At 68.7% G+C, this 25,707-nt stretch carries 24 protein-coding genes; 16 read left to right on the plus strand and 8 right to left on the minus strand.

Going from position 1 to position 25,707, the window contains the following annotated elements:
* Nucleotides 1–112: 112 nt before the first annotated feature.
* Nucleotides 113–670, minus strand: coding sequence for a TetR/AcrR family transcriptional regulator (locus tag OG963_RS38780; RefSeq protein WP_371799942.1), 558 nt, complete (start codon nt 668–670; stop codon nt 113–115).
* A gap of 128 nt (nt 671–798) precedes the next feature.
* Between OG963_RS38780 and OG963_RS38785 the strand changes: the two genes are divergently transcribed.
* Both OG963_RS38785 and OG963_RS38790 read left to right on the plus strand, forming a co-directional pair.
* Nucleotides 799–1,011, plus strand: coding sequence for a hypothetical protein (locus OG963_RS38785; protein ID WP_093929850.1), 213 nt, complete (start codon nt 799–801; stop codon nt 1,009–1,011).
* Between the two features lie 164 nt (nt 1,012–1,175).
* On the plus strand, nt 1,176–2,237 hold the full coding sequence (locus tag OG963_RS38790; protein ID WP_371799943.1) for a hypothetical protein: 1,062 nt from the start codon (nt 1,176–1,178) through the stop codon (nt 2,235–2,237).
* Nucleotides 2,238–2,373: 136 nt separating this feature from the next.
* Here the strand turns inward: OG963_RS38790 and OG963_RS38795 are convergent, their stop codons facing one another.
* The 3 genes from OG963_RS38795 to OG963_RS38805 all read right to left on the minus strand — a co-directional run bounded on the left by OG963_RS38795 (nt 2,374) and on the right by OG963_RS38805 (nt 4,102).
* Entirely contained in the window at nt 2,374–3,114 is a 741-nt protein-coding gene (locus OG963_RS38795) for an HAD family hydrolase (protein ID WP_093929852.1), read from the minus strand.
* 65 nt (nt 3,115–3,179) lie between these two features.
* Nucleotides 3,180–3,617, minus strand: a complete 438-nt coding sequence (locus OG963_RS38800) for a CBS domain-containing protein (protein ID WP_093929853.1) — start codon at nt 3,615–3,617, stop codon at nt 3,180–3,182.
* A 182-nt stretch (nt 3,618–3,799) separates the two neighbouring features.
* Entirely contained in the window at nt 3,800–4,102 is a 303-nt protein-coding gene (locus OG963_RS38805) for a hypothetical protein (RefSeq protein ID WP_030920697.1), read from the minus strand.
* A gap of 286 nt (nt 4,103–4,388) precedes the next feature.
* Between OG963_RS38805 and OG963_RS38810 the strand changes: the two genes are divergently transcribed.
* The 6 genes from OG963_RS38810 to OG963_RS38835 are packed head-to-tail and all read left to right on the plus strand — an operon-like array spanning nt 4,389 to nt 10,036.
* Entirely contained in the window at nt 4,389–5,126 is a 738-nt protein-coding gene (locus tag OG963_RS38810) for a DUF1684 domain-containing protein (RefSeq protein WP_371799944.1), read from the plus strand.
* Between the two features lie 45 nt (nt 5,127–5,171).
* Nucleotides 5,172–6,689, plus strand: a complete 1,518-nt coding sequence (locus OG963_RS38815) for an ABC transporter substrate-binding protein (protein WP_371799945.1) — start codon at nt 5,172–5,174, stop codon at nt 6,687–6,689.
* Nucleotides 6,689–7,654, plus strand: a complete 966-nt coding sequence (locus OG963_RS38820; RefSeq protein WP_093929856.1) for an ABC transporter permease — start codon at nt 6,689–6,691, stop codon at nt 7,652–7,654. The genes OG963_RS38815 and OG963_RS38820 overlap by 1 nt, the downstream gene beginning before the upstream one ends.
* Nucleotides 7,651–8,478, plus strand: a complete 828-nt coding sequence (locus OG963_RS38825) for an ABC transporter permease (RefSeq protein ID WP_030920685.1) — start codon at nt 7,651–7,653, stop codon at nt 8,476–8,478. Before OG963_RS38820 ends, OG963_RS38825 begins: the two co-directional genes overlap by 4 nt.
* The gene (locus OG963_RS38830; protein ID WP_093929857.1) at nt 8,475–9,275 is read left to right on the plus strand and encodes an ABC transporter ATP-binding protein; all 801 of its coding nucleotides are present in this window, start codon (nt 8,475–8,477) and stop codon (nt 9,273–9,275) included. The genes OG963_RS38825 and OG963_RS38830 overlap by 4 nt, the downstream gene beginning before the upstream one ends.
* A complete protein-coding gene (locus tag OG963_RS38835; protein WP_093929858.1) occupies nt 9,272–10,036 on the plus strand; it encodes an ABC transporter ATP-binding protein in 765 nt (254 codons plus the stop codon). Before OG963_RS38830 ends, OG963_RS38835 begins: the two co-directional genes overlap by 4 nt.
* Before the next feature lie 78 nt (nt 10,037–10,114).
* On the opposite strand, the gene OG963_RS38840 is transcribed toward OG963_RS38835, so the two are convergent.
* Complete coding sequence (locus OG963_RS38840; RefSeq protein WP_030920676.1) at nt 10,115–10,813, minus strand: response regulator; 699 nt, start codon at nt 10,811–10,813, stop codon at nt 10,115–10,117.
* A complete protein-coding gene (locus OG963_RS38845; RefSeq protein WP_093929859.1) occupies nt 10,810–12,408 on the minus strand; it encodes a sensor histidine kinase in 1,599 nt (532 codons plus the stop codon). Before OG963_RS38845 ends, OG963_RS38840 begins: the two co-directional genes overlap by 4 nt.
* Before the next feature lie 215 nt (nt 12,409–12,623).
* Here OG963_RS38845 and OG963_RS38850 point away from each other — a divergent pair, with 215 nt between their 5' ends.
* From OG963_RS38850 to OG963_RS38870, 5 genes are all read left to right on the plus strand, one after another.
* Nucleotides 12,624–13,439 carry an ABC transporter ATP-binding protein gene (locus OG963_RS38850; protein ID WP_030973163.1) on the plus strand — a complete coding sequence of 272 codons (816 nt, stop codon included), beginning with the start codon at nt 12,624–12,626 and terminating at the stop codon, nt 13,437–13,439.
* Complete coding sequence (locus OG963_RS38855) at nt 13,429–14,292, plus strand: ABC transporter permease (RefSeq protein WP_371799946.1); 864 nt, start codon at nt 13,429–13,431, stop codon at nt 14,290–14,292. Before OG963_RS38850 ends, OG963_RS38855 begins: the two co-directional genes overlap by 11 nt.
* Nucleotides 14,293–14,376: 84 nt before the next feature.
* Nucleotides 14,377–15,417, plus strand: a complete 1,041-nt coding sequence (locus tag OG963_RS38860) for an ABC transporter substrate-binding protein (RefSeq protein WP_093929861.1) — start codon at nt 14,377–14,379, stop codon at nt 15,415–15,417.
* A 184-nt stretch (nt 15,418–15,601) separates the two neighbouring features.
* Nucleotides 15,602–16,066 (plus strand): hypothetical protein, encoded by a 465-nt coding sequence (locus tag OG963_RS38865; protein WP_256223548.1) that lies wholly within the window; start codon nt 15,602–15,604, stop codon nt 16,064–16,066.
* 121 nt (nt 16,067–16,187) lie between these two features.
* Nucleotides 16,188–16,697, plus strand: coding sequence for a DUF664 domain-containing protein (locus OG963_RS38870; protein WP_093929862.1), 510 nt, complete (start codon nt 16,188–16,190; stop codon nt 16,695–16,697).
* Nucleotides 16,698–16,762: 65 nt separating this feature from the next.
* Here the strand turns inward: OG963_RS38870 and OG963_RS38875 are convergent, their stop codons facing one another.
* Nucleotides 16,763–17,728 (minus strand): aldo/keto reductase, encoded by a 966-nt coding sequence (locus OG963_RS38875; RefSeq protein ID WP_093929941.1) that lies wholly within the window; start codon nt 17,726–17,728, stop codon nt 16,763–16,765.
* 170 nt (nt 17,729–17,898) lie between these two features.
* Nucleotides 17,899–19,287, minus strand: a complete 1,389-nt coding sequence (locus tag OG963_RS38880; RefSeq protein WP_319325626.1) for an amidase family protein — start codon at nt 19,285–19,287, stop codon at nt 17,899–17,901.
* Between the two features lie 172 nt (nt 19,288–19,459).
* On the opposite strand from OG963_RS38880, the gene OG963_RS38885 reads away from it, so the two are divergent.
* The 3 genes from OG963_RS38885 to OG963_RS38895 all read left to right on the plus strand — a co-directional run bounded on the left by OG963_RS38885 (nt 19,460) and on the right by OG963_RS38895 (nt 25,685).
* Entirely contained in the window at nt 19,460–21,904 is a 2,445-nt protein-coding gene (locus OG963_RS38885) for a SpoIIE family protein phosphatase (RefSeq protein ID WP_371799947.1), read from the plus strand.
* 443 nt (nt 21,905–22,347) lie between these two features.
* Nucleotides 22,348–25,092, plus strand: a complete 2,745-nt coding sequence (locus OG963_RS38890) for a right-handed parallel beta-helix repeat-containing protein (RefSeq protein ID WP_319325624.1) — start codon at nt 22,348–22,350, stop codon at nt 25,090–25,092.
* 389 nt (nt 25,093–25,481) lie between these two features.
* Nucleotides 25,482–25,685 (plus strand): hypothetical protein, encoded by a 204-nt coding sequence (locus tag OG963_RS38895; RefSeq protein ID WP_319739418.1) that lies wholly within the window; start codon nt 25,482–25,484, stop codon nt 25,683–25,685.
* Nucleotides 25,686–25,707: the final 22 nt, after the last annotated feature.

The raw sequence follows: 25,707 nt of genomic DNA on the forward strand, positions 1-25,707 counted from the left end.
ACACCTACCCAGCATGGGGGCGCAGGCGTCGTCCCGCGCATTTTGAGATGTCGCGCCCACGTAGCGGGTCCTGACGAGCGCCCTGCCGGTGGGTGCGGAGAGCCCGGGCGGATCAGCTGTCGTCCGACAGGGCCGCGTGGGCGGCGTGGAGGATCTCGTCGGACAGTGGGGAGCCGTTGGTGGCGCGGGCCAGCAGGAGAGCGCCGACCAGGGTGGCCAGGCGGGCCAGGCCGTCTTCGTCGTCGGTGGCGAGCCACTGGGCGAAGTCGCGTACACCCTCGATGTAGACGTCGTGGGCGGCATCACCCGCGTCCCGGGCCATATCGGCGGCGAGCGCGGCGGTCGGACAGCCGTCGCCGGCGTTGTCGCGGTGCCGGGTGGACAGATAGTGGTCGATCATGCCCTGACGGGCGGCGTCACGTCGCCCGTCGTGTGCGTCGAGCTCCGCCGCGCGGCGCGCCTCCAGTTGGGCGAAGGCGTGCACGGCGGCCTCGCCGACCAGGGCGTCCTTCGAGGCGAACTGCTTGTAGAAGCCGCCCTGGGTCATCCCGGCCGACTTCATCAGGTCCGCGACGCTCACTCCGGTGCCCTGCTCCCGGAACAGCCTGGAGGCGTTGGCGACCACACGCTTCCGGTTCTCCTGCGCCTGTGCCTGTGACGCGCGGCCCATCGGCCACCTCCTCCACATGGATGTCGCTTGCAATCTATCGTACGACCCTGTTTAGATTGTTAGTGAAATCTATTGTTGGTCCGCTGCGCTCACGGAAGGTGGCCGACGCGGCCGACACGGGGAGATGCATGGGACCGAAGGGCTCCGGCACCGGCGGCCACCTGCCCGGGTGCGAGGTCCACTCCGCGGCCGAGGCCGCCTCCTGGGCGCTGACCGGATCGGTCGGCCGGGAGTTCGCTCCGCACGGCATCGCCGTATGCACCCTGCACGTCTGCCTCATGGGCATGGCCGGCCACGTCCCCGTCGGCCAGAAGATCGACCCCGTCTCGATGGCCACGTAGGCCTTGGACGCGGCCTGCAGCACGGTTTTCTCGAGGCTCCTCGCCGACGACGTCAGCGGTCAGGGCGAGCGGGTCCTGGCTACGCGGTCGGCCGCCGCCTGACGCAGCACGGCCCCCGCGGTCTCGAGCGGCCCCATCATTTCTCAGAACACCGGAGTTACCTCATGACACCCACCGTCGGACCCGCCTCCGCCCGCAGCGAGGAAGTGACCGCACCGCCCGGCTCCGTACCCGGCGAGGCGTCCGCGCCGCGCCACCCGGGTCCGAGCAGTCGGCCGCCGCTGCGGACGCTGCTGCAGCCCGCGGTGATCGCCCTGGTCCTCGTCTCGGCCTTCATCAGTTGTTACGTCGGGTTGCAACGCGACCCGAAGCCGCATCAGCTGCCGGTGGCGGTCGTGGGCAACACGCTCGCGCACAAGATGGAACTGTCGCTCGGCGACAGTGTCGCCGTACGCCCCGCGGAGAGCGCGGTCGCAGCCCGCCAGGCAGTGGAACAGCACGACGTGGTCGCTGCGCTGAGCTCCGGCGGCGCCGGACAGCTGAACCTGGAGGTGGCCGGGGCGAACGGCCTGTCCACCACGGGCGCGGTCAAGAGCGTGGTGTCCGCGTACGCCGCGGGATCCGGCCAGCAGGTCACGACGACCGACGTGGTGCCGCTCGCTCCGTTCGACGGGCGGGGTCTCGCCGGGTTCTATGTGTCCTTCGGTGTCACCCTCGCCGGATTCGTCCTCGCCCAGAACGCCCTGGGCATGGCGAACGTGCTCCACCTGCGGCACCGGTTCTGGCTGATCACGGGCGTCTCGGTGGCGACCGGCACCGTAGCCGCGATCATCGCAGGCCCCGTCCTGGACGCGGTCCCTGCGCCGTTCTTCCCACTGGCGGCCACACTGGCGCTGCTGGCGGCAGCGGCAGCGTTCACCACGAAGCTGCTGGGCACCTACCTCGGCCCCATCGGCGTCCCGGTGGCGACGTTGCTTCTGCTCACGGTCGGCAACTCGACCAGCGGCGCCACCATCAGCTCCGACCTGCTGCCGGCCGCGGCCCGTGCCGTCTCCGCTCTGTTGCCGCCCGGCGCGGCGGTACGAGTGGTGAGCGATCTGAGCTACTTCGACGGTGCCCACGCAGGAGTGCCGCTGCTCACTCTCGCCCTCTGGGCGGTGCTGTCGGCCGTGCTCGTGGGCGTCAAGTCCCGTCTGCGCCCCACCCGCGCCACGGCGCACGCCTGACCCGGCCGAATCCCTGCTTCCGCCGGACGACGGCCGCCCGGCGGAAGCTGTCACCGCACGACGGGTGCCCCTCGGGCCCGGGTCTGTCGTTCGGATCAGGCTGGATCAGGGAGCGGCCCGCCGCGCAGCGGCTATGTCACCGTGGTGCGTGGAGTCGCATCAGTGCAGGAAGTTCGTGAAGAGAAGTGATCTCGTGCGACGGGGGACGCAGCAGGGGGTCCCGCACCGCGCGCGACCGGTTCAGCCATATCGAGGCACCCAGACCCGCGTTGAGCGCTCCGCCGACGTCGGTCACCAGACTGTCGCCCACGTGGCAGACATCGGTGGGCCCGAGCCCCATGCGTTCGAGGGTGATCTCGAAAATCCTCCGGTCGGGCTTGGACACGGCTACCTCGCCCGAGATCACGGTGAGGTCCAGGAACCTGTCCAGGCCGGTCGCCGTGATCTTGTCCCGCTGCGCGTCGCCCGGACCGTTGGTGACAAGCCCCACCCGGTACGAGGCGCTGCGAAGCGCACTCAGCGTGCTCGCCACGTCGTCGAAAAGGACGTAGCGCCGACGACGCTGCCGCTTGTACTCATCCGTCGCAGGACCGGCGAGTTCGGCGTGCCCGCACTCGTCGAGTGCCTGCCGCCAGCACTCCCTCCAGATGGAATCGGCATCCGGGATCCGGCCGGGCGGGTGCTGCGCCCCGTCCCCGCCCGCGCGCATGTGGTCGAGGTAGCGGCGTGTATAGGCGTCGTGGAGCGCCTGGGCATCGAGGTCGGGGGCCGATGACCGGACGAGGGTGTCGCACACCGCCCGCACAGTCGCCCTCCAAGCGGGCGTGCCGTAGTCGAGCAAGGTCGCATCGAGGTCCAGCAACACCGCTTGGATCATGCGCAGAGCATACTCACCGACCAATTCATGAGAGGCCTGTGGTGCGGCGGCAGTTGAAGGAGTTGCTACTGAGCGGTCGCGTACACGCAGCTCACGAATTCAGCGATCTGTTCGTCGCTCAGGTTCTTCGCGAGATCGGCCTCCGTGATCATGCCGACCAGGCGGTGGCCGCCCTTCACGTCGATCACCGGCAGTCGCTTGATCTGGTGTTCCTCCATGGTCGTCAGGACATCGGCGGCGTCCGCTTCGGCATCGATCCAGTGGATCTTGGCGTTGAGGGATCCGGCCTGCACGGTTGCAGGGTCGATGCCCTCGGCGCAGCACTTGACGATGATGTCGCGGTCGGTGATCAAGCCGGTGAGCCTGTTGTTGTCGCCGCAGATGGGAAGGCAACCGACGCCCAGATCGCGCATCGTCCTCGCCACCTCGAACAGCGACTCGTGTGCGCCGACGCACTGCACCCCACCGGTCATGATGTCCCGGGCCAGCAGCTTCTCGGACATGGTGTCCTCCTGTCCTCGACCGGCGTGTTCCCCTGTCTTCGATCACAACACGAATGGCTCAACCCCGCTTGCCGGCTGCGTCGGCCAGGTGGCGGATCCCGAGCCGACCGCGACCCGGCCAGGGTGGGGCCCGTGATGCCCGTCCGGCGACTCTGCGTCGCCGTCGACGCCTGGTGCGCCGACTACGACGGCTCCACGCGACCGAAACCCACCTCGTAATGCTCGACCGAGGCGACGCGCTGGCCTTCCCTGTGCGCGACCTCCTCGCGGAGCTGGGCGGCACTGTCCTCGCTGGCCTGCATGGCCTCCTCGTCCTCCCACAGAGTCAGCGACGCGGCCTTTCCGGAGGCCCGGTCGACGAGGTAGAACACGCCTCGGAAGCCCGAAGCCTCCTGGATGTGCTGGAGAGTCGCTTCCCAGTTCGCGGTCAGGTCTCCCTTTGCAGGAACCGGTGAACCCTGATAGGTGCTCAGCCTCGCGAACATGGCTGCCACCCCTTTCCTGGCCTGCTGCCGGTCGGGCGGACAGGCAGCTTCACGACCAGCGTGCTCCGGCACACCGCGTGTCGCACGCCGAGCAACCCGGGAGGCGCCCTCCGGGGGTGACACTGTGCGCCTTCCGGGCTCCCACCTGCTGGAACAGACAGTCTCATCTCGGCCAGTGGCCCGAATTTGACATTAGCTTGCCTTATGAAAGATAAAGAAGGTCCTTTGGGCTGAACTTCACGCAGCGTGATATTCGACGTGTGACAGCCGATGATCGTCTACGCGAATGAGTAAAGCCGTGTCCCACGCCGCCGTCCCGGACCAGCCGACCGACCCCGCCGCGGACTGGGAGGCATGGCGCGCCGAGCGGCGGCGCTCCGTCGCTTCGCCCTCCGGGAACCTCGCCCTCGTGGAGACGCGCTGGGCCCCGGCAGGTCAGCGCCCCGACCTCGATGCGGCCCGTGCCGGACAGCCGGAGAACGTGACTGTCACCACGGTTCAGCGCACCGACCTCGTCACCGGCGAGCCGGAGCACGGTCTGCGCTTCTGGGACGCGCAGTCGCCCGCGATCCAGAACTTCGAGCGCACCGATGTCTTCCCGTACGACCCGGACTGGGTGCTGGAGGCCTCGTACACCCCGGTGCCGGATGCCCGGCGGGTCGGTTTCGAGCACATCCGCGACAACGGCGGTACCCGTGACCTCGCCGTGCCGGGTGACATCACTCTCACGCTGGACGGACAGGAGTACGTGCTGAGCGCCTTCGACGACGACGGCACCCTGCTTCTCGTCTTCGGTGACCCCACCAACGGCGGCAGCACCTACGGCGCCGGGCGCTTCCTCTTCGTCACCCACACCGGTGAGGGCCGTGTCCTCCTCGACTTCAACCGCGCCTTCGTGCCGCCGTGCGGATTCTCCGACCAGTACAACTGTCCGATGCCGCCGCGGCAGAACCGTTTCCACCTGCCCGTCGAGGCCGGAGAGAAGCGCCCCGTCTTCCGCGACGGCTTCCTCGCGCAGCACTGATCCATCCCGCACTCCCGCCTCGCCGCACGAAAGCGCGTACTCCTCATGAGCATCAAGAAGACCTCTGTGTACGGCGGCGCCACCGCCGCTGCCCTCGCCCTGACCCTCACCGCCTGCGGCGGGGGCTCCAACGGGGGCGGTGCCGCCACAGGGGCGTACGACAAGAGCGCCACGGTCAACATCGGTTCGCTCTACGAGCCGCAGAATCTCGACAACACCGCGGGCGGCGGCCAGGGCGTCACCGAGGCGCTCAACGGCAACGTGTACGAGGGGCTGTTCGAGCTCACCGACGACGGCAAGGTCGAGAATCTGCTCGCCCAGGACTACAAGGTCAGCGGCGACGGGCTCACGTACACCTTCACCCTGCGCGACGGTGTGAAGTTCCACAGCGGCAAGAAGCTCACCAGCCAGGACGTCAAGTACAGCCTGGAGAAGGTGATAGCCAAGGACTCGCAGTCCGCGCGCAAGAGCAATCTCGAGGTCATCAAGTCCCTCGAGACACCGGACGCGCGCACGGTGAAGGTCCAGCTGTCGAAGAAGTCGATCTCCTTCGTCTACAACCTCTCCTACGTGTGGATCATCAACTCCGACGCGAAGAGCCTCAAGACGAGCGAGGACGGCACCGGCCCGTACCGGCTGAACAAGTGGACCCGCGGTTCCGCTCTCGGCCTCGACCGGTTCGCCGGGTACTGGGGTGACGCGGCCAAGAACAAGCAGGTCGTCTTCCACTACTACAAGGACGCGACCGCTCTCAACAACGCGCTCCTGACCAACGCCGTGGACGTCGTCACGAGCGAGCAGTCGCCCGACGCCCTCGACCAGTTCAAGAGCAACCAGAACTACAAGGTCAGCGACGGCAACTCGACGACCAAGCTGCTGCTCGCCTTCAACGACAAGGCCAAGCCCTTCACGGACGTCAAGGTCCGCCAGGCCGTCTCCTCCGCCATCGACGACAAGAAGCTGCTGGAGTCGGTCTGGGGCGGCTACGGCAAGCTCATCGGCTCCATGGTGCCGCCCACCGACCCCTGGTACGAGGACCTCACCAAGGTCAACGCCTACGACACCACGCGAGCCAAGAAGCTGCTCGCCGATGCCGGATACAAGAACGGCTTCACCTTCACCCTCGACACCCCGAACTACGACCCGCACCCGACGGCGGCGACCTTCATCAAGTCGCAGCTCGCCAAGGTCGGTATCACCGTCGAGATCAACACGATCACGCCGGACGAGTGGTACACGAAGGTATACAAGAACCACGACTTCACGGCCACGCTCCAGGAACACGTCAACGACCGCGACCTGGTCTGGTACGGCAACCCCGACTTCTACTGGGGCTACGACGACAAGCAGGTCACGAAGTGGGTCGAAGAGGCCGAGCAGGCGTCCGGCACGGCTGAGCAGACCGAACTGCTGAAGAAGGTCAACCGCCGGACCGCGGAGGACGCGGCCAGCGACTGGCTGTACCTCTACCCGCAGATCGTCGTGGCGAACAGCAAGCTCTCGGGATACCCGGTCAACGGCCTCAACTCGCAGTTCTTCGCGTACGACATCGAGAAGGGCTGATGGCGCGGTATCTCCTGCGCCGCCTCGCCTTCCTGCTGGTGTCGCTGGCGCTCGCGAGCGTGGTCCTGTTCGTGCTGCTGCGGATGCTGCCTGGCGACCCCGCCAACGCGCTCACCGCGGTGGGCGCCGGCCCCGAGCAGATCGCGGCGGCGAGGCACTCCATCGGCTCCGACAAGCCGCTGCCCGAGCAGTTCGTCCACTGGATCGGGCAGATGGCCGGCGGTGACCTCGGTACGTCGTTCGTCAGCTCGCTGCCGGTCGCGCCCGAGGTCGCCTCGCGGCTGAACGTCACGATCCCGCTCACGCTCACGGCGTTCGTCCTGGCGGTCCTCATCGCCGTCCCGGTCGGCTTCGTCGCCGCGCACCGGCGCAGGACCTGGTACGGCGCGCTGCTCAGCGGGGTCTCCCAACTCGGCATCGCCGTTCCCGTGTTCTGGCTCGGAATGATCCTGATAGCCGTCTTCGCGCTGAACGCCGGCTGGCTCCCCGCAGGTGGCTTCCCGCCGGACGGCTGGTCGCAGCCGGCCGAGGCGGTCCGCTCGCTCGTCCTGCCCGTCGTCACCATCGCGCTCGTGATGAGCGCGTCCTTGATCCGCTACGTCAGGTCGGCCACGCTCGACGTGCTGGACAGCGACTATCTGCGCACCGCGCGAGCCCTGGGCTCGTCGTTCGGACGGGCCATGTGGCGGCACGGGCTGCGCAACGCCTCGGTGCCGGTGATCTCGATCCTCGGCATCGAGCTGGCGTCCACGCTGCTGGGCGCGGTCGTCGTGGAGTCCGTGTACGCGCTTCCCGGCCTCGGCTCGCTGCTGGCGACGGGCATCGCGCAGCACGACTACCCGGTGATCCAGGGCGTCCTGTTCGTCTCCACGCTCGCGGTGCTGGTCATCGGCTTCGCCGCCGACTTCGTACAGCGGATCATCGATCCTCGGCTCCGCGGCAGGCTCTCCGGGGGTGTCCGGTGAAGCAGTCGACGAAGCGCTCGTACACGCTGACCTTCGGATGCGCGCTGGCCGGTCTGATCGCGCTGCTCGCGCTGGTCTCGCTCTTCTGGGCCCCGTACGCCGCCGACGACACGTCCGGCGGGCGGCTCACCGGCCCCGGTGCGGGCCATCTGCTGGGCACCGACAAGCTCGGCCGTGATCTGTTCACCCAGCTGATGACCGGCTCCCGGGTCGCCTTCGAAGCGGGTCTGGGTTCGGTCCTCATCGCGGCCGCCGTCGGGGTCACGCTGGGTGTGCTGGCCGCGTTCGCCCAGGGCTGGCTCGACGACACGCTCTCCGCGTTCCTCGACATCCTGATCGCCTTCCCGACGCTGCTGCTCGCGATGCTCATCGTCGCCGCGCACTCGGCCACACTGGGGTCCGCGGTGCTGGCGATCGGCCTCGCGCAGAGCGCGGTCGTGGGTCGGCTCGTGCGGGTCCTGGTCAAGCGGGTCCTGGCGCAGGACTACATCACGGCCTCGCGCACGTCCGGCACGTCGTGGCCGCGGATCGTGGCCGGGCATGTGCTCCCCAACATCTGGCCGACGCTCGTGGTGAACCTGGCCCTGCAGTTCGGACTCGCGGTGCTGGCCGAGGCCGGCCTGTCCTACCTGGGCCTGGGGGCACCGCCGCCCAACGCCTCGTGGGGCCGCATGCTCCAGGAGGCGCAGGCCACCTTCACCACGGCCCCCGCCGGTGCACTGGCCCCCGGCATCCTGCTCGTCCTGCTCGTCATCGGTGTGAACCTCGTCGCCGACGGACTGCGCGACACCCTCGACCCGGCGGCCCGACGGAGGAGCGCATGAACATCCTCGACGTACGCGACCTCACGATCCGTACCGCCGACGGACGCATCCTCGTCGACGGCCTCTCGCTGACCATCGCCCCCGGCGAACGACTCGGCCTCATCGGAGAGTCGGGCTCCGGGAAGTCGCTGACCACTCTCGCCGTCCTCGGCCTGCTGCCCGACGGCATGACGGCCACCGGCAGCGCCGAACTCGCCGGCACCCAGATCGTGGGCGCGAGCGAGAAACAGCTCACGGGCGTACGCGGCCGGGACGCCGCCGTCGTCTTCCAGGAGCCGCTCACCGCACTCGACCCCCTGATGCGCGTCGGCAGGCAGATCGCCGAACCGCTGGCCAGAAGGCGAGGGCTCAGGGGCACCGGGCTGAAGCGGGCCATCGTAACGGCCCTGGAGCAGGTGCGGCTGCCCGAGCCCGACCGCATCGCCCGCGCCTTCCCGCACGAGATCTCCGGCGGACAGCGGCAGCGCGTCGCAATCGCCATGGCCCTGGCCTGCGACCCGAAGCTGCTCATCGCGGACGAGCCGACCACCGCCCTCGACGTCACCGTGCAGTCCGACATGCTCGACCTGCTCGACACCCTCGTACGGGAACGGGACATGGCCGTCCTCTTCGTCAGTCACGACCTCGCGGTCGTCTCGAAGGTCACCGATCGTGTGCTGGTGATGAAGGACGGCCACGCCGTGGAGCAGGGCGACGTCCGCGAGATCGTGCGGGCCCCGCGCGAGGAGTACACCAAGGCGCTGGTGGCAAGCGCGCGGCAGCTGGAATCGGCTCTCGACCTCAGGAGCGCAGGATGACGCCCGTGCTGGAGTTGAACGCGGCCTCCTTCGCCTACCGAGGGCAGACCGCGCCCGTCGTCGAGGACATCTCCTTCGCCGTCGAGCCCGGGCACAGTCTCGCCCTCGTCGGCGAATCCGGCGCGGGCAAGACGACCCTGCTGCGGCTGCTGCTCGGGCTGGCCCGGGCAACCTCCGGGACCGTCCGGTTCGACGGCGACGAGCTGAAGCCGCGCGACCGCGAGCAGATGCGGCGTTTCAGGCGCAGCGTGCAGTGCGTCTTCCAGGACCCGTACTCGTCGCTGGACCCGCGTAGGCGTGTCGGCAGCATCGTGTCCGAACCACTGCGTTCCCTCGGTATCGGCAGCCGGAGCACGGCCGGGCCCAAGGTGGCCGACGCGCTGGAGCGGGTCGGTCTCCCGGCCGACGCCGCCGAGCGCTATCCGCACGAGTTCTCCGGCGGTCAGCGCCAGCGCATCGCGATCGCCCGCGCGACCGTGTGCGACCCACGGGTGCTGCTCGCCGACGAACCCGTCAGCGCACTCGATGTCACGACCCGGGTCAAAGTCGTCGATCTGCTCCACGACTTGAAGCAGAAGCAGGGTCTGACTCTCGTCATGGTCTCCCACGACCTGTCGGTGGTGGCCTCGCTGTGCGAACGCACCGCCGTCCTGGAGCGCGGCCGCATCGTCGAACAGGGCGAAACGGGACAGGTGCTGGGCGCTCCCGCCCACCCGTACACACGTCGCCTCGTCGAAAGCGTGCCGCGGCTGCCCGCGTGACCGTTGGGCCTGATCACGCGGCCTCGATGCCCCTACCCGGTCCGTGCTGTGCCGGATGCCTCCGGCACAGCACGGAAGTCAGCCGGCCCTCGCCCACGCGTAGCGGTGCTCGGGCCGGCCGGTGTCGCCGTATTTGAGACTGAGGCTGATGCGGCCCGCGCTCTCCAGGTACTTGAGGTAGCGCTGGGCGGTGGATCGGCTCAACCCGGCCCGGACAGCGACCTCGTGTGCGGACAGCGGTTCGTCCGCCGCCGACAGGACGTGGCGGATGACTTCGGCGGTCGGCGCGGAGTGCCCCTTGGGCAGACCGGCCGCGGGAACGGCCTCCGGGGTGCGGAGCGCCCCGAAGATCTGGTCGACCTGCTCCTGGCCGGCCTCGCCCCGGCCGCCCCCCACGCCTTCGAGAGTGCGGCGCAGAGCCGCGTAGCTCTCCAGCTTGGACCGCAGACCGCCGAAACTGAACGGCTTCACGAGGTACTGCAGGGCTCCGTAGCGCAGGGCGGTCTGCACGGTCGTGACATCGCGAGCGGCCGTCACCATGATCACATCCGCCGTGTGGCCGAGCTGGCGCAGTCGCCGTACCAGCGTCAGTCCCGTCTCGTCCGGAAGATAGTGATCGAGGAGTACGAGGTCGACATGGTCGCGTTCCAGGACGGACAGTGCCTGGGCGGCGGTGTGTGCGCGAGCGACCACCCGGAAGCCGGGCACCTTGGCCACGTACGCAGCGTTGATCTCGGCCACCCGGAAGTCGTCGTCCACCACGAGGACGTCGATCATTGCACCCCTCCCACTTCGGTCAGCTGCCGGACGGTGAGCGTCTCGGGCAGTACGACGGTGAAGACAGCGCCGCCACCGGCCCTCGCGCCGACGCGGGCCACCCCGCCGTAACGCTCCGCGAGGCGGCGTACCAGCGCCAGGCCGAGTCCACGGCCCCGGTGTGCGGGGGACTCCTTGGTGGACCAGCCCTCGGTGAAGATCTGTTCGCGCAGATCGGGAGCCACGCCCGGACCGTTGTCGCTGACCCGCAGGACCGTCGTGGTGCCCTCCGCGCGGAGCTCGACCTCGATGAGGGAAGCGACGTCCAGTGCGTTGTCGATGAGGTTGCCCAGGACGGTCACCAGATCGCGCGGGTCCACCACGACGTCGGGGAACATGGTGTTCGGGGAGATGTGCAAGGACGCGCCCCGCTCCGCCGCGATGGCCGACTTGCCCACCAACAGCGCGGACAGCAGCGGGTCGTTGACGCGTTCCGCGACCTGCTCCGCCGAGGCCCGGCGACCGTTGGCCACCTCTGCCACGAACTCCACCGCCGCTTCGTGCCTCCCGAGCTCCAGGAGTCCGAGCAGGGTGTGGAGCCGGTTGGCGTGCTCGTGGTCCTGGGCGCGGAGCGCGTCGAGAAGGCCGTGCGTGGAGTCCAGTTCGCGGCCGAGCAGCTCCAGTTCGGTGCGATCGCGCAGGGTGACCACCGCGCCGCCGTCACCGGTCGGCATGCGGTTGGCGATCAGCACGCGTCCCCTGCAGACGGTGAGCAGGTCCACGCCGTCGACCTGCCCTGTCAGCACCTCTGACGCGCGCCCCGGTGGCAGCACCTCGCTCAGAGCACGGCCGACGGCGTCCGGCGTCAGCTCCAGCAGACGCTGCGCCTCGTCGTTCAGCAGCCGGATCCGCCCCCGGGCGTCGAGGGCGAGAACTGCTTCGCGGATGCTGTGCAGCATGGCTTCGCGCTCGTCCAGCAGCGCGGAGATGTCGGCGAAGGCAAGGCCATGGGTGCTGCGCTGCAGACGTCGCGAGACGGCCAGGGCGGCGAGGACCCCCGCGGCGAGCGCAGCCCCCGCGTAGAGCAGAAGTCCCGGGATGGTGCCGAGCAGCCGCTCGCGGACGCTGTCGTAGGCGATGCCCACCGAGACGGCGCCGACGATCGTCCCGTGTGCGTCGCGGAGGGGGACCTTTGCGCGTGCCGAGCGGCCCAGGGTGCCGTCGTCGATCTGCATGATCTCCCGGCCGGCCAGGGCCGTGCTGGGATCGGTGGAGACGTGTTTGCCGATCTGTGGGGTGTCGGTGTGCGACCAGCGGACCCCGCGGGTGTCCATCACCACGATGTAGAGCGCGCCGGTCGCCCGCCGGATCCGTTCCGCCTCGGCCTGTACCGGCCCGCCGGGGCTTGGCTCGGTGCTGGTCAGGTTGTGCACCAGGCCGGGTTCGGCGGCGGTCGTCTGGGCGATGGACAGAGCCTGGCGCATCGCCTGGTCGTCGAGTTGGTGGCTGAGCGGGGCGAGGAAGAGCCCGGTGACGAGCATGACCACCCCGGTCGTGATGGCGACCTGGGTGAGCAGGACCTGGGCGAAGACACGGCGGGGCCAGTGAATCCGCATGTGCTCGTCCTCTGCCTTCCGCCCGCCTGGGAATCTGCTGATCCGTTTGCTGTGTAAACGCAACGTAAACGTCGCTGCCGTCGCTGACCAGCCCTCGTAGCACTTTCGTTCTTCCGGCGTGAGCAGAACGAGCAGAACCGCAGGTTATGGGCAGAAGCAGGAGTTGTGAGCGCAAGGGTGCCGTCGTGCCCGGGCCGCATCTAGCGTCCCGCCCCATGAACAGCGAAACGAGCCCCGCCATCGAGCTGCGGGGGGCGAGCAAAGCGTTCCGGACTCCGTCGGGGGCGCTCCACACCGCCGTACGAGATCTGGACCTCACGATCGGGCGCGGTGAGTTCGTTGCCGTGGTGGGACCTACCGGCTGCGGCAAATCGACAACGCTGACCCTGGTCAGCGGCCTGGAGGAGCCCACCGAGGGAGAGGTGCTGGTCGCCGGTGAGCCGGTGCGTGGCATCGGCGACAAGGTCGGCTTCGTCTTCCAGCAGGACGCGGTCTTCCCCTGGCGCACCGTGCTGTCCAACGTGATGGCAGGCCCCCGCTTCCGGGGCGTGCCGAAGCCCGAGGCGAAGGAACGCGCCCGGGAGTGGCTCGCCCGGGTCGGCCTGTCCTCCTTCGAGGACCGCTATCCCCACCAGTTGTCCGGCGGCCAGCGCAAGCGTGTCGCACTCGCGGCCACGTTCGTCAATGATCCCGAGATCCTGCTCATGGACGAACCGTTCTCCGCACTCGATGTGCAGACCAGGGCCCTGATGTCCGACGAACTGCTGGAGCTGTGGGCCGGCACCGGCGCCTCCGTCGTCTTCGTCACCCATGACCTGGAGGAGTCCATCGCGCTGGCCGACAAGGTCGTGGTCATGACCGCGGGACCGGCCACCGTCAAGGAGGTCTTCGAGATCGATCTGCCCCGCCCGCGCAAGGTCGAACAGGTGCGTCTGGAGCCCAGGTTCCTGGAGATCTACCGGGAGATCTGGTCCTCGCTCGGCGAAGAAGTCCGCATCACCCGCGAGAGGGGTGCACTCGATGTCGCCTGATTCCATCACCGCGAGCGCCGCCGTCACCAAGACCGAGCGGACCCAGGCCAGAGCGCGAGCCACCCGCAACCGCAGGTTCCTGGTGCTCGGAAGCCGGATCGCGCTGCTCTTCGCGGTCATCGGGCTGTGGGAGTGGCTGGCCCGGACCGCGGTCATCGATCCGTTCAACTTCTCCATGCCGTCGAAGATCTGGGACCAGATCCGCACCTGGGTCGTCGACGGCACCGCACAGGGCTCCCTGTGGGAGCAGATCTGGTACACGCTCTACGAAGCACTGCTCGGCTGGGTCATCGGTGTGATCGCCGGTGTGCTGCTCGGTATCGCGCTGGGCCGGATCCAGTTCGCCGCCGATGTCCTCGGCCCCTACATCAAGGTGCTCAACGCCCTGCCGCGCATCGTGCTCGCCCCGATCTTCCTGATCTGGTTCGGCCTCGGCCCCGCTTCGAAGGTGGCCTCGGCGGTCGTCCTCGTGTTCTTCCCCGTCTTCTTCAACGCGTTCCAGGGCGCCCGGGAGGTGGACCGCAACCTCGTCGCCAATTCCCGCATTCTGGGTGCCAGCAACCGCCAGGTCACCTTCCAGGTGGTCATCCCCTCGGCCACTTCATGGATCTTCACCAGCCTGCACGTGAGCTTCGGCTTCGCGCTCATCGGCGCCATCGTCGGTGAGTACATCGGTGCCACCAAGGGGCTCGGACTGCTGGTCGCCGCTTCCCAGGGCACCTTCAACGCCGCCGGCGTCTACGCCGCGATGGTGATCCTCGCGGTCGTCGCGCTGCTGGCCGAAGGCCTGTTGACCTTCCTCGAGAAGCGGCTCTTCCGCTGGAAGCCGGCTGACGCCGACTCCGCGCGCTGACCTCTGCTCCACACAGCGGCGCCCACTCCCCGGGCCGCCCGCCATTCGAATATCCGATTGCTTCTTCACGAGGACGTGAACCAGATGCGTACACTCACCCGGGTCTCGGCCGTCGCCGTCGCCGGCGCACTCGCCCTGACCACCCTGACCGCCTGTGGCTCCAACTCCTCCGGCGGTGCCTCCGACGGCAAGAACGTCAAGGTCAAGATCATGGTGGGGGGACTCGACAAGGTCATCTACCTGCCCGCGATGCTCACCGAGCGGCTGGGCTACTTCAAGGACGAAGGGGTGTCGGTACAGCTCCTGACCGAGCCGGCGGGCGTCCAGGCCGAGACCGCCCTGGTCTCCGGAGATGTGCAGGGAACGGTCGGCTTCTACGACCACACCCTCGACCTCCAGGTGAAGGGCAAGCAGGTCGAGTCGGTCGTCCAGTTCTCACAGGCTCCTGGCGAGGTCGAGATCGTCTCCAACCAGGCGGCGGGCGACATCAAGTCACCGAAGGACTTCAAGGGCAAGAAGCTCGGTGTGACGGGCATCGGCTCCTCGACCGACTTCCTGACGAAGTACCTCGCCGTCAACAGCGATGTGCAGACCAGCCAGTTCACGCCCGTCGCGGTGGGAGCGGGTCAGACCTTCATCTCCGCCCTCCAGCAGGGCTCCATCCAGGGCGGCATGACCACCGACCCGACCGTCGCCACCATCCTGGACAAGAAGCTCGGCAAGATTCTCGTCGACATGCGCACCCCCGAAGGGTCCAAGCAGGCGCTCGGCGGGCTCTACCCGTCCTCCAGCCTGTACATGCAGACCGAATGGGTCAACAGTCACAAGGAAACCGTCCAGAAGCTGGCCAACGCCTTCGTCAGGACACTGAAGTGGATGTCCACGCACAGCGCGGACGAGATCGCGGCCAAGATGCCCGCCGACTACGCGCAGGGAGGCGGCAAGGCCCTCTACGCGCAGGCCATCAAGAGCACGCTGCCCATGTTCACCACGGACGGCGTCATGCCGGCGGACGGACCTGCCACCGTCGAGCGGGTCCTGAAGGCCTTCAACCCGAACTTGAAGAACGCCGAGGTCGACCTCGACAAGACCTTCACCACGGAGTTCGTCAAGAACGCAGGCTGACCTCAGGCAAGCCGATCCCCCGAACGGCGGAACACGCCGTACGAGGCTGATGCGATACGGACCGGCGCCCGGCGAAGGGCGACAGAGGCGCTTGACGGAGAGGCCGATCCCTCCGTCAAGCGCCTCTGTCACCTTCTGGCTAAGGTCGACGAGGGGCCCGAGTACCTGATCGACGGAGGCTCCCATGGAACTGAAGCTTGAAGCGCGCGACGTGGCCCCGCGCCTCGCCACCGGTGTGTTCATCCTGAACTCGGGGCTGAGCAAATTGCGAGCGGACCAGGAGACGGCGGCGGGCGTGCACGGCATGGCCTGCATCGCCTATCCGTTCTTGGAGAAGTTGGACGCACGGCGCTTCACCCGGCTGCTCGCCCTGTCCGAGATCGCTGTCGGCGGGACGCTGCTCACCCCCTTCGTACCGACCAGGCTGGCCGGAGCGGCGCTCACCGGGTTCTCCGCGGGGCTGGTCGGTCTGTACCTGAGGGTTCCCGGAATGCGGGAGCCCGGCAGTCTGCGTCCTACCCAGAACGGCATCCCGCTGGCCAAGGATTTCTGGATGCTGGGCATGGGAATCGGATTCCTGGGCGCGCATTCACCACGTGGAGGCGAAAGCGCGCGCCGGTGTCCGTGGCACCGGTGCGGACGTCACTGACGGGACGACCCGCTCCGGGCGGGCGGTCGGCGTCCGCTACCCGCGACCCACCTGACGTGCGGCGGACCTGCGACGCGTGTCGATGGCAGGGTCCGGGCGCGGGAACGGCGATGGTGTTCGCATGAACAGCGCAGACCTTTTGACGGACGCGTTCACACGAATCCAGGAAGCGGTGCACTCGGCGGTCGAGGGCCTGTCCACCGACGACCTGCACGTCCGGCTCGACGACGGCGCGAACTCGATCGCCTGGCTGGTGTGGCACCTCACCCGGATCCAGGACGACCATGTCTCGGATGCGGCCGGTGTGCAGCAGGTCTGGTTCTCCCAGGACTGGGCCTCCCGATTCGATCTGCCCTTCGACAAGGGAGCCACCGGATACGGGCAGGGCAGCAAACAGGTCGCGGCTGTCCGGGTGGGCTCACCCGAACTGCTGCTCGGCTACTACGACGCCGTCCACGAGCAGAGCGTCGAGTTCATCAGCGGGCTCCACCCCAGGTCCCTGGAGCGCATCGTGGATGAGACCTGGTCGCCGCCGGTCACCCTCGGCGTGCGTCTGATCAGCGTCGTCGCGGACGACCTGCAGCATGTCGGCCAGGCAGCATTCGTCCGGGGTTCGCTGGAACGCCGGTAGCGCCGTTCGCGGCCGGGCGGTGCGCGCTCCGCGTGCCGCCCGGGCCCGGCGACGCTGCCCACGGATCACGAGTAGAAGTTGCGCTCCCACCGGTGCTTGGCCAGCACGGCCAGCTGGTCGTTGGTGAGCGGGCGTCCGTCGCTCAGGGCCGTGTTGCGCTCGACGTTGCGTACGGAGCGCATTCCGGGGATGACGGTGGAAACCGCGGGCGAACTCAGTACGAACCGCAACGCGTGCTCGGCGATCTCATCGGGGGCGATGCCGAGGTCGGCGACGATCGCGGCCACCCGCTGTTCGACCTGTGCGGGGCGGTCGTCGCGGAAGTAGCGGTTGCGCCAGTCGCCCTCGGGAAACGTCGTACCGGCGGTGATCCGGCCGGTGAGGCCGCCCTCGTCCAGCGCCACTCGCACGACGACACCGACGCCGTGCTCCTCACAGGCCGGCAGCAGCGCGTCGGCCGGCGCCTGGTCGAAGAGGTTGTAGATGACCTGCACGCTGTCCACCGTGCCGCTGCGCACGAGCGCGAGTGCGTTGTCGGGCTGGTGGTCGTTGATGGAGACCCCGAACAGGCGGATCTTGCCCTCCTGCTTCAGCTCCGCGATCGTCTCCAGCCAGTCACCACGGCCGACCCAGTCATCGCTCCACACATGGAACTGGAGTACGTCGAAGTGGTCCAGGCCGCTGCTGCGCAGACTGGTCTCCAGGCTCTTGCGGATGTGCTCGCCGGGGAACGCCTCGGCCGGGTCCAGTCCGTCGGGCGCCGGCCACGTGCGGTTCTTCGGCGGCACCTTGGTCGCGACGAGCACCTCGTCGTCGGCCCGCTCACGGACGACCCGGCCGACGATTCGCTCGCTCTCGCCGTAGCCGCGCGCCGTATCGATGAAGTTCACGCCGAGGTCGATGGCCCGGTGCAGGGCGCGTACGGATTCGTCCTCCGTGGCACCCACCCAGCTGGACTCACCGATGCCCCACGCGCCGTATCCGATCTCGGACACGGACAGTCCACTGCGTCCCAGCTCGCGGTAGCGCACAATCATCCTCCACGTCATCGTCCTCGTCCTGACCGAGCCGACGGCTTACGCCAGGAATCACGTTGACAATAAGCGACTCGGGCGGCCGGGTCAGTCGGGTTTCGCCGCGGCCGAAGTCGCCCGTACGCGGGCCGATGGTGCAGGTGCCGCGGAGTGGCCGAGGTAGTAGCTCACAACCCCTGTCCCGGTGCTGCCGTGGCGTCCACGGCATAGCGCGGCGCGTGCCGCGGCCAGGGCCTGGCGGCTTCGATCTGCGCGGCGAGTTCGAGCAGGCGCTTCTCACCGCCGGGCTTGGCGACGAGCTGCACCGCGACAGGCATCGCGTCGTCGTCCACCCCCACAGGCACGGCGAGCGCCGGCCAACCCGCGATGTTCCAGGAGCCGAAGAGTGAGGCCGTACGGGTGCTGACCGCCGAGGTGCGCAGCGCGCCGTGCTCGCCCCAGCGCTTCGCCTGCGCTGCCGGCCGGCTGAGCGCGGGCAGCAGCAGGACGTCGATCTGTCCGAAGAAGCGTTCTGCCGCTTCGGTGCGCCAGCGGTCCCGCGCCTGGTCCCCTCGCAGGTGCGTGGCCGTCAGCGTCCTGCCGATCGCGGCCAACCGCCGGGTGCGCCGGTCGAGTTCGGCGCGGTCGAGTCCCTCGGCGCTCCGGTGCGCCGAGGCGTACCAGGTGCCCAGCGACGCAGGTCCCAGCCATGCCGGGTAGCGCCGGGTGTGCCGGGTCACCGTGTGCCCGAGTCCTTCCAGCAGTTTTCCGGCCTTCAGCGCGGCATGGCGGTATTCGGCGGCGATCGGAAAGCCCGGCGACATCGACCGGACCGAGACACCGATTCGCAGCGGGCCCGGTTCGCCGAGCTGCGCGTAGTCCGGTTCACCGGACATCACGGCCAGTCCGAGCGCGGCGTCCCGCACCGTGGTCGCGATCGGTCCGTTCTCGACCAGGTCGAACCAGGTCAGTTCGTCCGGTGCGTGCGGCACGACGCCGCGCCCGGGCTTGATCCCGATGGTTCCGCAGCAGGCGCAGGGGATGCGGATCGAGCCGAACCCGTCGTTGCCGTGCGCCAGTGGGACCAGGCCGGCGGCCACCGCGGCCGCGCTGCCGCCCGAGGAGCCACCGGGTGTGCGCTGCTCGTTCCAGGGGTTGCGGGCGATCCCGTAGACGCTGTCCGCCATCGGGACCAGGCAGAGTTCCGGCACGTTGGTCAGACCGATCACCACGGCGCCCGCGGCCCGCAGCCGCTCGACGATCACATGGTCGGCGGCGCTGCGGTCCGGCGCAGTGGCAGCGGATCCGCTGCGGGCCTGCTCGCCCGCGACCGCGATGTTGTCCTTGATCGCAACCGGGACCCCTGCGAGCGGCAGGGAAGCGCGGTCGACCCTCCGGTCCACCGCTTCGGCCTCTGCCTGCGCCTTCTCCGCCCGCACGTGCCGGAAGGCGGACAGGCTCGGGTCGAGCCGCGCGATGCGGTCCAGATGCTGGCGGGTGACGTCGGCCGCGCCGGCCCGTCCTTCACGTACGGCGGCAGCGATGTCGACGGCGGTGCGGCCGGTCCAGTCAGTCATGGTTGATGAGTCAACCTCGCGCTGCCCGCACCGCCAATGCCTCTGCACCCGTGTTACCGAACGGTAATCTCTTGCGGTACGGGGTGGGGCGGCCGGGGGACAAGTTGTGAGCCGGTTCCCGTGGAGGAGACTGGGAGCACGAGGACGCAGATGCAGGACGAGGCTGGTGGACATGGGTGCACCGGACGTCGAAAATCGAACGGACCGGCTCGACGCGCACACGATACGGATCGGGGCCCGGGCCGAAGTCGGAGTGCGAGGCGTCATCACCGGATGGAGCCGGGAAGCGGAGCAGTTGCTCGGATACCCGGCCGAATGGGTGCTGGGCCGACCGGCGACGGAGTTCCTGGCCACGGCTGTGGAATCGACTGATGCCGATGGCGCAATGAGCGTGGTGCGTCATCGCGACGGCCGACCGGTGCCCTGCAGGCTGACCATCTGCCCTGTGGAATCGACGGGGACAGGAAGCGGTGCCGACGCGCGGTGGACGGTGACGCTCGTCCCGACGGGCCCCCCTGAGTCGGACCTGGACCGGGCGCTGCTCGAAGCGCTGTTCACCCGGTCCCCGGTGGGGCTCTTCGTTCTCGACCCGCAGCTGCGGCTGGTGCGGTTCAGCAGCGCCGCGGAAGGCATGCACGGCGCCCCTGCTGCGGGAGCGCTCGGCAAACGGCCGACCGAGGCATGGCCCGACTTCAGCCCGGAGCTGGTGGAACGGGTGTTGACTCGTGTGCTGGACACGGGTGAACCGGTGATGGGTTTCGAGAAGCACGGCAAGCCGCCGGGGGATCCTGACCACACGCACGTCTACTCGGTCTCCGCGTTCCGCCTCGAGGACGACGACGGCCGTGTTCTGGGAGTGGCTGACGCCGCGGTCGACGTCACCGAACGCTACCTCGCGCAGGAGCGGCTCGCTCTGCTCGCCGAGGGCGGTTCTCGCATCGGTACCGGACTCGATGTGATGCGCACGGCCCAGGAGTTGGCCGAGGTGGCGGTGCCCAAGCTGGCCGACAGCATCGGCGTGGAGGTTCTGGAGCCGGTACTCATGGGCGAGGAGATCTCTTCCGGCCCGGTGCAGTCCGGGGCCGTGCTGCGTCGGGCCGCGTCGCGGTCCCGGCGGCCGGGCACCCGGCCGGGCGCCTACCCGGTCGGCGAGTCCAGCACCTTCCCGCCGACGTCACCGTCGTCGCAGGCTCTCTCCGATCTGCAACCGCGGCTGATCAGCCCGCTGACCCCCGACAGCGACTGGGTGCGGAGCGATCCCGTTCGCGGCCGGCGGATGCTGGAGGAGAAGATCCACTCACTCATGTTCGTACCGCTGGTCGCCCAGGACCGTGCCCTGGGGATCGCCACCTTCTACCGCTGGGGGGAGCAGGGCCCGTTCCAGCAGGACGATCTCACGGTGGCCACCGAGCTCGGGCGCCGCACCGCTCTCTGTCTGGACAACGCCCGCCGCTACCTGCGCGAGCACGACTCCCTGATGGCGCTGCAGCGCAGTCTGCTTCCGACGGGACCTCCCCGGAACAACGGGGTGGAGGTGGCCTACGAGTACGTGCACGGCGGGGCCGGCGGTGACTGGGTCGATGTCGTGCCGCTGTCGGGGGCCCGGGTGGCGCTCGTGGCAGGCAGCGTGCCCGGGCGTGGCATGGAGGCAGCCGCCGCCATGGGACGGCTCCGCGCGGCCGTGCACACGCTCTCCGATCTGGACCTGGAGCCCGACGAGATGCTCGCTCGCCTCGATGACCTGGTACGCCGTCTCGCCGACGACGCCGGTCCGCGGCGCGACGGCAACGAACCCGCCCACGAAGCAGGCTCCGAAGCGCCCCATGCCGACTCGGGTGCCTGGTGCACCTTCCTCTATCTGGTCTACGACCCCATCTCCCTGCGCTGCTGCGCGGCCGGCGCGGGCCATCCCGGCCCCGCTGTCGTCCACCCGGACGGGACAGCGATGATGCTGGACGTTCCGCCCGCCGCTCCACTCGGCCTCCCCGGGCCGTCGTTCGCGAAGACCGACGTGATGCTGCCGGAGGGGTCGGTGCTCGCACTCCACACCAGCGGGCGCCTGCGGGCGCGCGGCGGCGATCCGGAAGAGGCGCGACTCGCGGACCTGCTCGCCCGGCCGTCCGGGTCGGTGCAGGAGACGGCCTGCATGATCACCGAGGCGCTGGTCCCGGAGCAGGCCGGCCAGGACGCCGCCGTCCTCGTCGCCCGTACCCACGCGCTGGACCCCGGCCGGGTCGCATCGTGGGACCTGCCGACGGACCCGGCCGTGGTCTCCACGGCCCGGTCGCTCGTCACCCGCCAACTCACATCATGGAACCTGCGCGAGGAGGCGTTCGCCACCGAGCTCATCGCCAGCGAGCTCGTCACCAACGCCATGAGGCACGCCGAGGCCCCCATCCGACTGCGCCTGATCCACGACCTCGTCCTGACCTGCGAGGTCTTCGACGGCAGCAGCACCGCGCCACGGCTTCGACATGCCCGCACCACCGACGAGGGCGGCCGGGGGCTGTTCCTCGTAGCCCAGTGCTCCGACCGCTGGGGAACGCGTTACACGCAGCAGGGCAAGACCATCTGGACCGAGCAGAAGCTGGTCCACGAAGCGGGGGAGCCGGCCTGAACGGCCCGTGGCGAGTTCCGGATCGGGACCGGAAGCCGATGCGGCGTCAGATGCTCCTGGCCGAACAGGACATGGCCCGATCGACGGCCGCCGGTACGTGGGTGGCGTCGTAGATCTCGACGTGGGAATCCGCTTCGTATGCGACCTCGGTGATCAACGGTGTGGGCGGATCCCGTGACCACTCGGGCCGCGTTCTCCTGGGCGCGCGGCATGCGAGCAGACCACCGTGTTCCTCGGACGATCCCGTTGAATCTCTTGACGGTCATCCGATGACTCTCTACGTTCTCGGCTCAACAGTCCTGCAGAGCGCCTAGAAGTCCGCTCATACATTGGATGAATGATGCGGTAGGCGTCCGACGAAACGTCAAGGAGCCCCGTTGAGCCGGAGATCGGAACCATCACGCCCGTTCCGCCGATTGTGGGCCGTTGTGACGTCGGCGGCCGTGAGCGCGGGGCTTACGCTGCTGCCGGCGGCCGTCGCGCACGCCGAAGGCGTCGCGAGCGTGAGCCTGCATGTCTCCGTGGCCGGCAGCGACCGCGCCGCCGGCACGTCCGCTCGTCCGTTCCGCACGATCGAGCGGGCACAGAAGACGGCGCGTGTCCTGGCTCGCACGAAGCATGTGGCGGTCCGGGTGGTCGTGCACGGCGGTACGTATCACCTGCAGCACACTCTCAGTTTCGACACCCGTGACTCCGGCAGTGCGCATACTCCGGTCACTTACACCGCGGCGCCCGGCGAGAAGGTCGTCATCAGCGGCGGCCGGGCCCTCACGCCCCGGTGGCACGACCACACCGAGAAGATCAAGGTCGCGGACATCGGCAAGGGACTCGACTTCGACGAACTCTTCCTCGACGGCAGGCGCCAGATCCTGGCCCGGTACCCCGACTTCGACCCCGACCAGGCGATCCTGGGCGGCACCGCGGCGGACGCCATATCCCCGGCCCGGATCGCGACGTGGCACAACCCCACCACAGGGCTGGTCCGCGCCCTGCACAACGGCATGTGGGGTGGTAACTCGTACAGGATCACCGGCGTCCGTGAGGACGGCTCGGCTCAGCTCGCATGGGTCGGCGACAACAACCGCGGCAGCGGCATGCACACCACGTACCGCATGGTCGAGAACATCTTCGAGGAGCTGGACGCGCCCGGCGAATGGTTCTACGACAAGCCCGCGGGCGAGCTCTATTTCTACGCCCCCGAGGGCGCGGACCTGTCCACCGCGCGGATGGAGACCGCCGAGCGTGACGAACTGATCCGGGTCGTCGGCGAAGGTCCGGACAGCCCGGTACGCCATCTCACCTTCTCCGGGTTCACCTTCACGCAGGCCCATCGCACCCTCTTCAACCACCCGTACGAGAAACTGCAGCTCGGGGACTGGGCCATCGCGCGGACCGGCGCGGTGTACCTCAAGAACACCGAGCACGTCGATGTACGCGACTCACGCTTCGACCAGGTGGGCGGGAACGCCGTCCTTCTCGACGGCTACAACAGCAGGAACGCCGTCGCGGGCAACGAGTTCAGCCACTCCGGTGCCTCGGACGTCGCGATCATCGGCAACCCCGACGCGGTACGGGAGCCGTCCACCTGGGAAGCCTTCCGTACCACCATCACCGACACCACGCCGGGCCCGAAGTCCGAGAACTACCCGCGCGACATCGTCGTCCGCGACAACTGGATGCACGACAACGGACAGTTCGAGAAGCAGACCTCGGGCGTGCAGATGTCGATGAGCCGCCGGATCACCGTCTCCGGAAACACCATCCACGACGGTCCGCGCGCCTGCATCGACATCAACGACGGCACCTGGGGCGGGCACGTCATCGAGAACAACGACATCTTCAACTGTGTGAAGGAGACCTCCGACCACGGCCCCGTCAACGCGTGGGGCCGGGACCGTTTCTGGCCGCTGGACGCCGACGACGCCACCAAGAAGTCGTATGCGAAGCTCGATGCGATGGAGACCACCGTCATCCGGCACAACAGGATCTGGCACTCCTCGCACTGGGACATCGACCTCGACGACGGATCGTCGAACTACCTCATCGAGAACAATCTCCTGCTCAACGGCGGGGTGAAACTGCGCGAGGGCTTCCACCGGACGGTGCGCAACAACATCTTCGTCAACGGCGGGGCGCACTTCCACGTCTGGTACGCGGACAACGGCGACGTGATCGAGAACAACGTCTTCGCCACGGACGACCCGTACGACCTGATCGGCGTCGACATGGCCAGGTCCAGGCCGGTCATCGACAAGAACGTCTTCTGGAACAACGGCAAGGGTGTCGCCGGCATCGACGACGCCTGGCGGGCGCAGGGTCTGGACGTGAGCTCGGTGATCGCCGATCCGCAGTTCACCGGCAGCAACCCGTTCATGGACCCGAAGAAGCTCGACTACACGGTCTCTGCCGGTTCACCCGCGCTCGGGCTCGGCTTCGAGAACATCGCGATGGGCGGGTTCGGCAAGGCGGGCGCACCCACCCCTCCGCCGCTGCAGTGGCGGGCCGCACCGGCCGATCCGTACAAGTCCCTCGCCGAGCCGCTCCTCGGCGCCACCGCGACCCAGATCTACTCCGACGAGATCAAGTCGTCGGTGGGTCTCACCGACTACGACGGCCTCGTGCTCAAGACCGTGCCGGAGGATTCGTACGCCTACCGGAGCGGTCTGCGGGTCAATGACGTCATCCGGGAGATCAACGGCCGGAAGGTCACCGACCGGACCAGCTACTGGACGCCGTACAACAAGCTGGCGGCGGGCGGCGCGGTCGAGCTCTCGGTCTGGCGCAACCAGGCGGCCGCCGAGGTCACCTTGGCCAAACCGTCCGGCACCGAGACGCTGAACAACACGTCCGGCACCGTCTTCGCCGGGAACTGGAGCCTCTCGGTGAACCGTGGCGCCGGCGACCTCGCCGACGACGTCCACTACACGACCGCCGACGGAGCGTCCGCCTCGCTGACCTTCCACGGCACCGGGGTCGCGGTCCTCGGCGAGAAGTTCTCCGACCAGGGCAGCGTCGAGGTCTTCGTCGACGGCTCGTCGCAGGGATTGGTGGACACGACCGCCGCCACGCGCCAGGTACAGGCCGAGATCTTCGGAATCGACGGGCTGACCGCGGGTGAGCACACCGTGCAGATCGTCAAGCGCAGCGGGCAGTACACCACGCTCGACGGTTTCAAGGTGACCGACTGAGAAGGACGGCTGCGAGTCCGCCGGTGGCCGGTCCCTGCGCCATGAAGGGAGGGCGCCCTGTGCGCACGGGGCGCCGGCGAGCCCCGTGGCGCAGGGCGCGCGGCAAGAACCGCATCAAGTTCTTAAATGGTGTAAAGCGCGACAAAGGTATTGAACGGTACTAGATTTCCGTCTGGGCGAAAGTGCGGCGTTGCGGTCGGCGGGCCCCTGTGCGAACCGGAGCTGATGTGGCGGACGATGACCAGGCGGAGCGCGAGCGCGCGTCCGGGTGCCTTCATCGGCTGACGCGGTCGTCCCCATTATCTGTTGTGCCGGCCGTCCTGATGGCCGGCACACCGGCGCGTTTCGTTCTCGATGCTCCGGACGGCCCGAGCCAGGTGCCCCTGGGCATGCGCGCGATGCCCGCCGCGCTCGTCGCGACGAAGAACGGTCGCAGCCGGTCCGCCGTACAGCGGACCGGCCAGGGTGCGCTGTCGTACCCGCCGTACGCCCTCTTCGACGAGCCGGGCCCCGCCCTGAGCGTGCTCCACGGCGGCAGCGGCTCCGAGATCGAGAAGACGCAACCGGTCACAGCCGGTGCCGCGGCCCACTGACAGCCAATTCGTCCGTCACAGG

Source organism: Streptomyces sp. NBC_01707 (assembly GCF_041438805.1).
Lineage (GTDB): Bacteria > Actinomycetota > Actinomycetes > Streptomycetales > Streptomycetaceae > Streptomyces.

What these genes read in the sequence shown, in the direction of transcription:
- OG963_RS38780 (WP_371799942.1), bottom strand. Translation starts at nt 670, where the DNA reads ATGGGCCGCGCGTCACAGGCACAGGCGCAGGAGAACCGGAAGCGTGTG.
- OG963_RS38850 (WP_030973163.1), top strand. Translation starts at nt 12,624, where the DNA reads ATGAACAGCGAAACGAGCCCCGCCATCGAGCTGCGGGGGGCGAGCAAA.
- OG963_RS38800 (WP_093929853.1), bottom strand. Translation starts at nt 3,617, where the DNA reads ATGTCCGAGAAGCTGCTGGCCCGGGACATCATGACCGGTGGGGTGCAG.
- OG963_RS38830 (WP_093929857.1), top strand. Translation starts at nt 8,475, where the DNA reads ATGAACATCCTCGACGTACGCGACCTCACGATCCGTACCGCCGACGGA.
- OG963_RS38855 (WP_371799946.1), top strand. Translation starts at nt 13,429, where the DNA reads ATGTCGCCTGATTCCATCACCGCGAGCGCCGCCGTCACCAAGACCGAG.
- OG963_RS38795 (WP_093929852.1), bottom strand. Translation starts at nt 3,114, where the DNA reads ATGATCCAAGCGGTGTTGCTGGACCTCGATGCGACCTTGCTCGACTAC.
- OG963_RS38885 (WP_371799947.1), top strand. Translation starts at nt 19,460, where the DNA reads ATGGGTGCACCGGACGTCGAAAATCGAACGGACCGGCTCGACGCGCAC.
- OG963_RS38860 (WP_093929861.1), top strand. Translation starts at nt 14,377, where the DNA reads ATGCGTACACTCACCCGGGTCTCGGCCGTCGCCGTCGCCGGCGCACTC.
- OG963_RS38870 (WP_093929862.1), top strand. Translation starts at nt 16,188, where the DNA reads ATGAACAGCGCAGACCTTTTGACGGACGCGTTCACACGAATCCAGGAA.
- OG963_RS38840 (WP_030920676.1), bottom strand. Translation starts at nt 10,813, where the DNA reads ATGATCGACGTCCTCGTGGTGGACGACGACTTCCGGGTGGCCGAGATC.
- OG963_RS38895 (WP_319739418.1), top strand. Translation starts at nt 25,482, where the DNA reads ATGCGCGCGATGCCCGCCGCGCTCGTCGCGACGAAGAACGGTCGCAGC.
- OG963_RS38845 (WP_093929859.1), bottom strand. Translation starts at nt 12,408, where the DNA reads ATGCGGATTCACTGGCCCCGCCGTGTCTTCGCCCAGGTCCTGCTCACC.
- OG963_RS38880 (WP_319325626.1), bottom strand. Translation starts at nt 19,287, where the DNA reads ATGACTGACTGGACCGGCCGCACCGCCGTCGACATCGCTGCCGCCGTA.
- OG963_RS38790 (WP_371799943.1), top strand. Translation starts at nt 1,176, where the DNA reads ATGACACCCACCGTCGGACCCGCCTCCGCCCGCAGCGAGGAAGTGACC.
- OG963_RS38865 (WP_256223548.1), top strand. Translation starts at nt 15,602, where the DNA reads ATGGAACTGAAGCTTGAAGCGCGCGACGTGGCCCCGCGCCTCGCCACC.
- OG963_RS38835 (WP_093929858.1), top strand. Translation starts at nt 9,272, where the DNA reads ATGACGCCCGTGCTGGAGTTGAACGCGGCCTCCTTCGCCTACCGAGGG.
- OG963_RS38810 (WP_371799944.1), top strand. Translation starts at nt 4,389, where the DNA reads ATGAGTAAAGCCGTGTCCCACGCCGCCGTCCCGGACCAGCCGACCGAC.
- OG963_RS38815 (WP_371799945.1), top strand. Translation starts at nt 5,172, where the DNA reads ATGAGCATCAAGAAGACCTCTGTGTACGGCGGCGCCACCGCCGCTGCC.
- OG963_RS38820 (WP_093929856.1), top strand. Translation starts at nt 6,689, where the DNA reads ATGGCGCGGTATCTCCTGCGCCGCCTCGCCTTCCTGCTGGTGTCGCTG.
- OG963_RS38785 (WP_093929850.1), top strand. Translation starts at nt 799, where the DNA reads ATGGGACCGAAGGGCTCCGGCACCGGCGGCCACCTGCCCGGGTGCGAG.
- OG963_RS38805 (WP_030920697.1), bottom strand. Translation starts at nt 4,102, where the DNA reads ATGTTCGCGAGGCTGAGCACCTATCAGGGTTCACCGGTTCCTGCAAAG.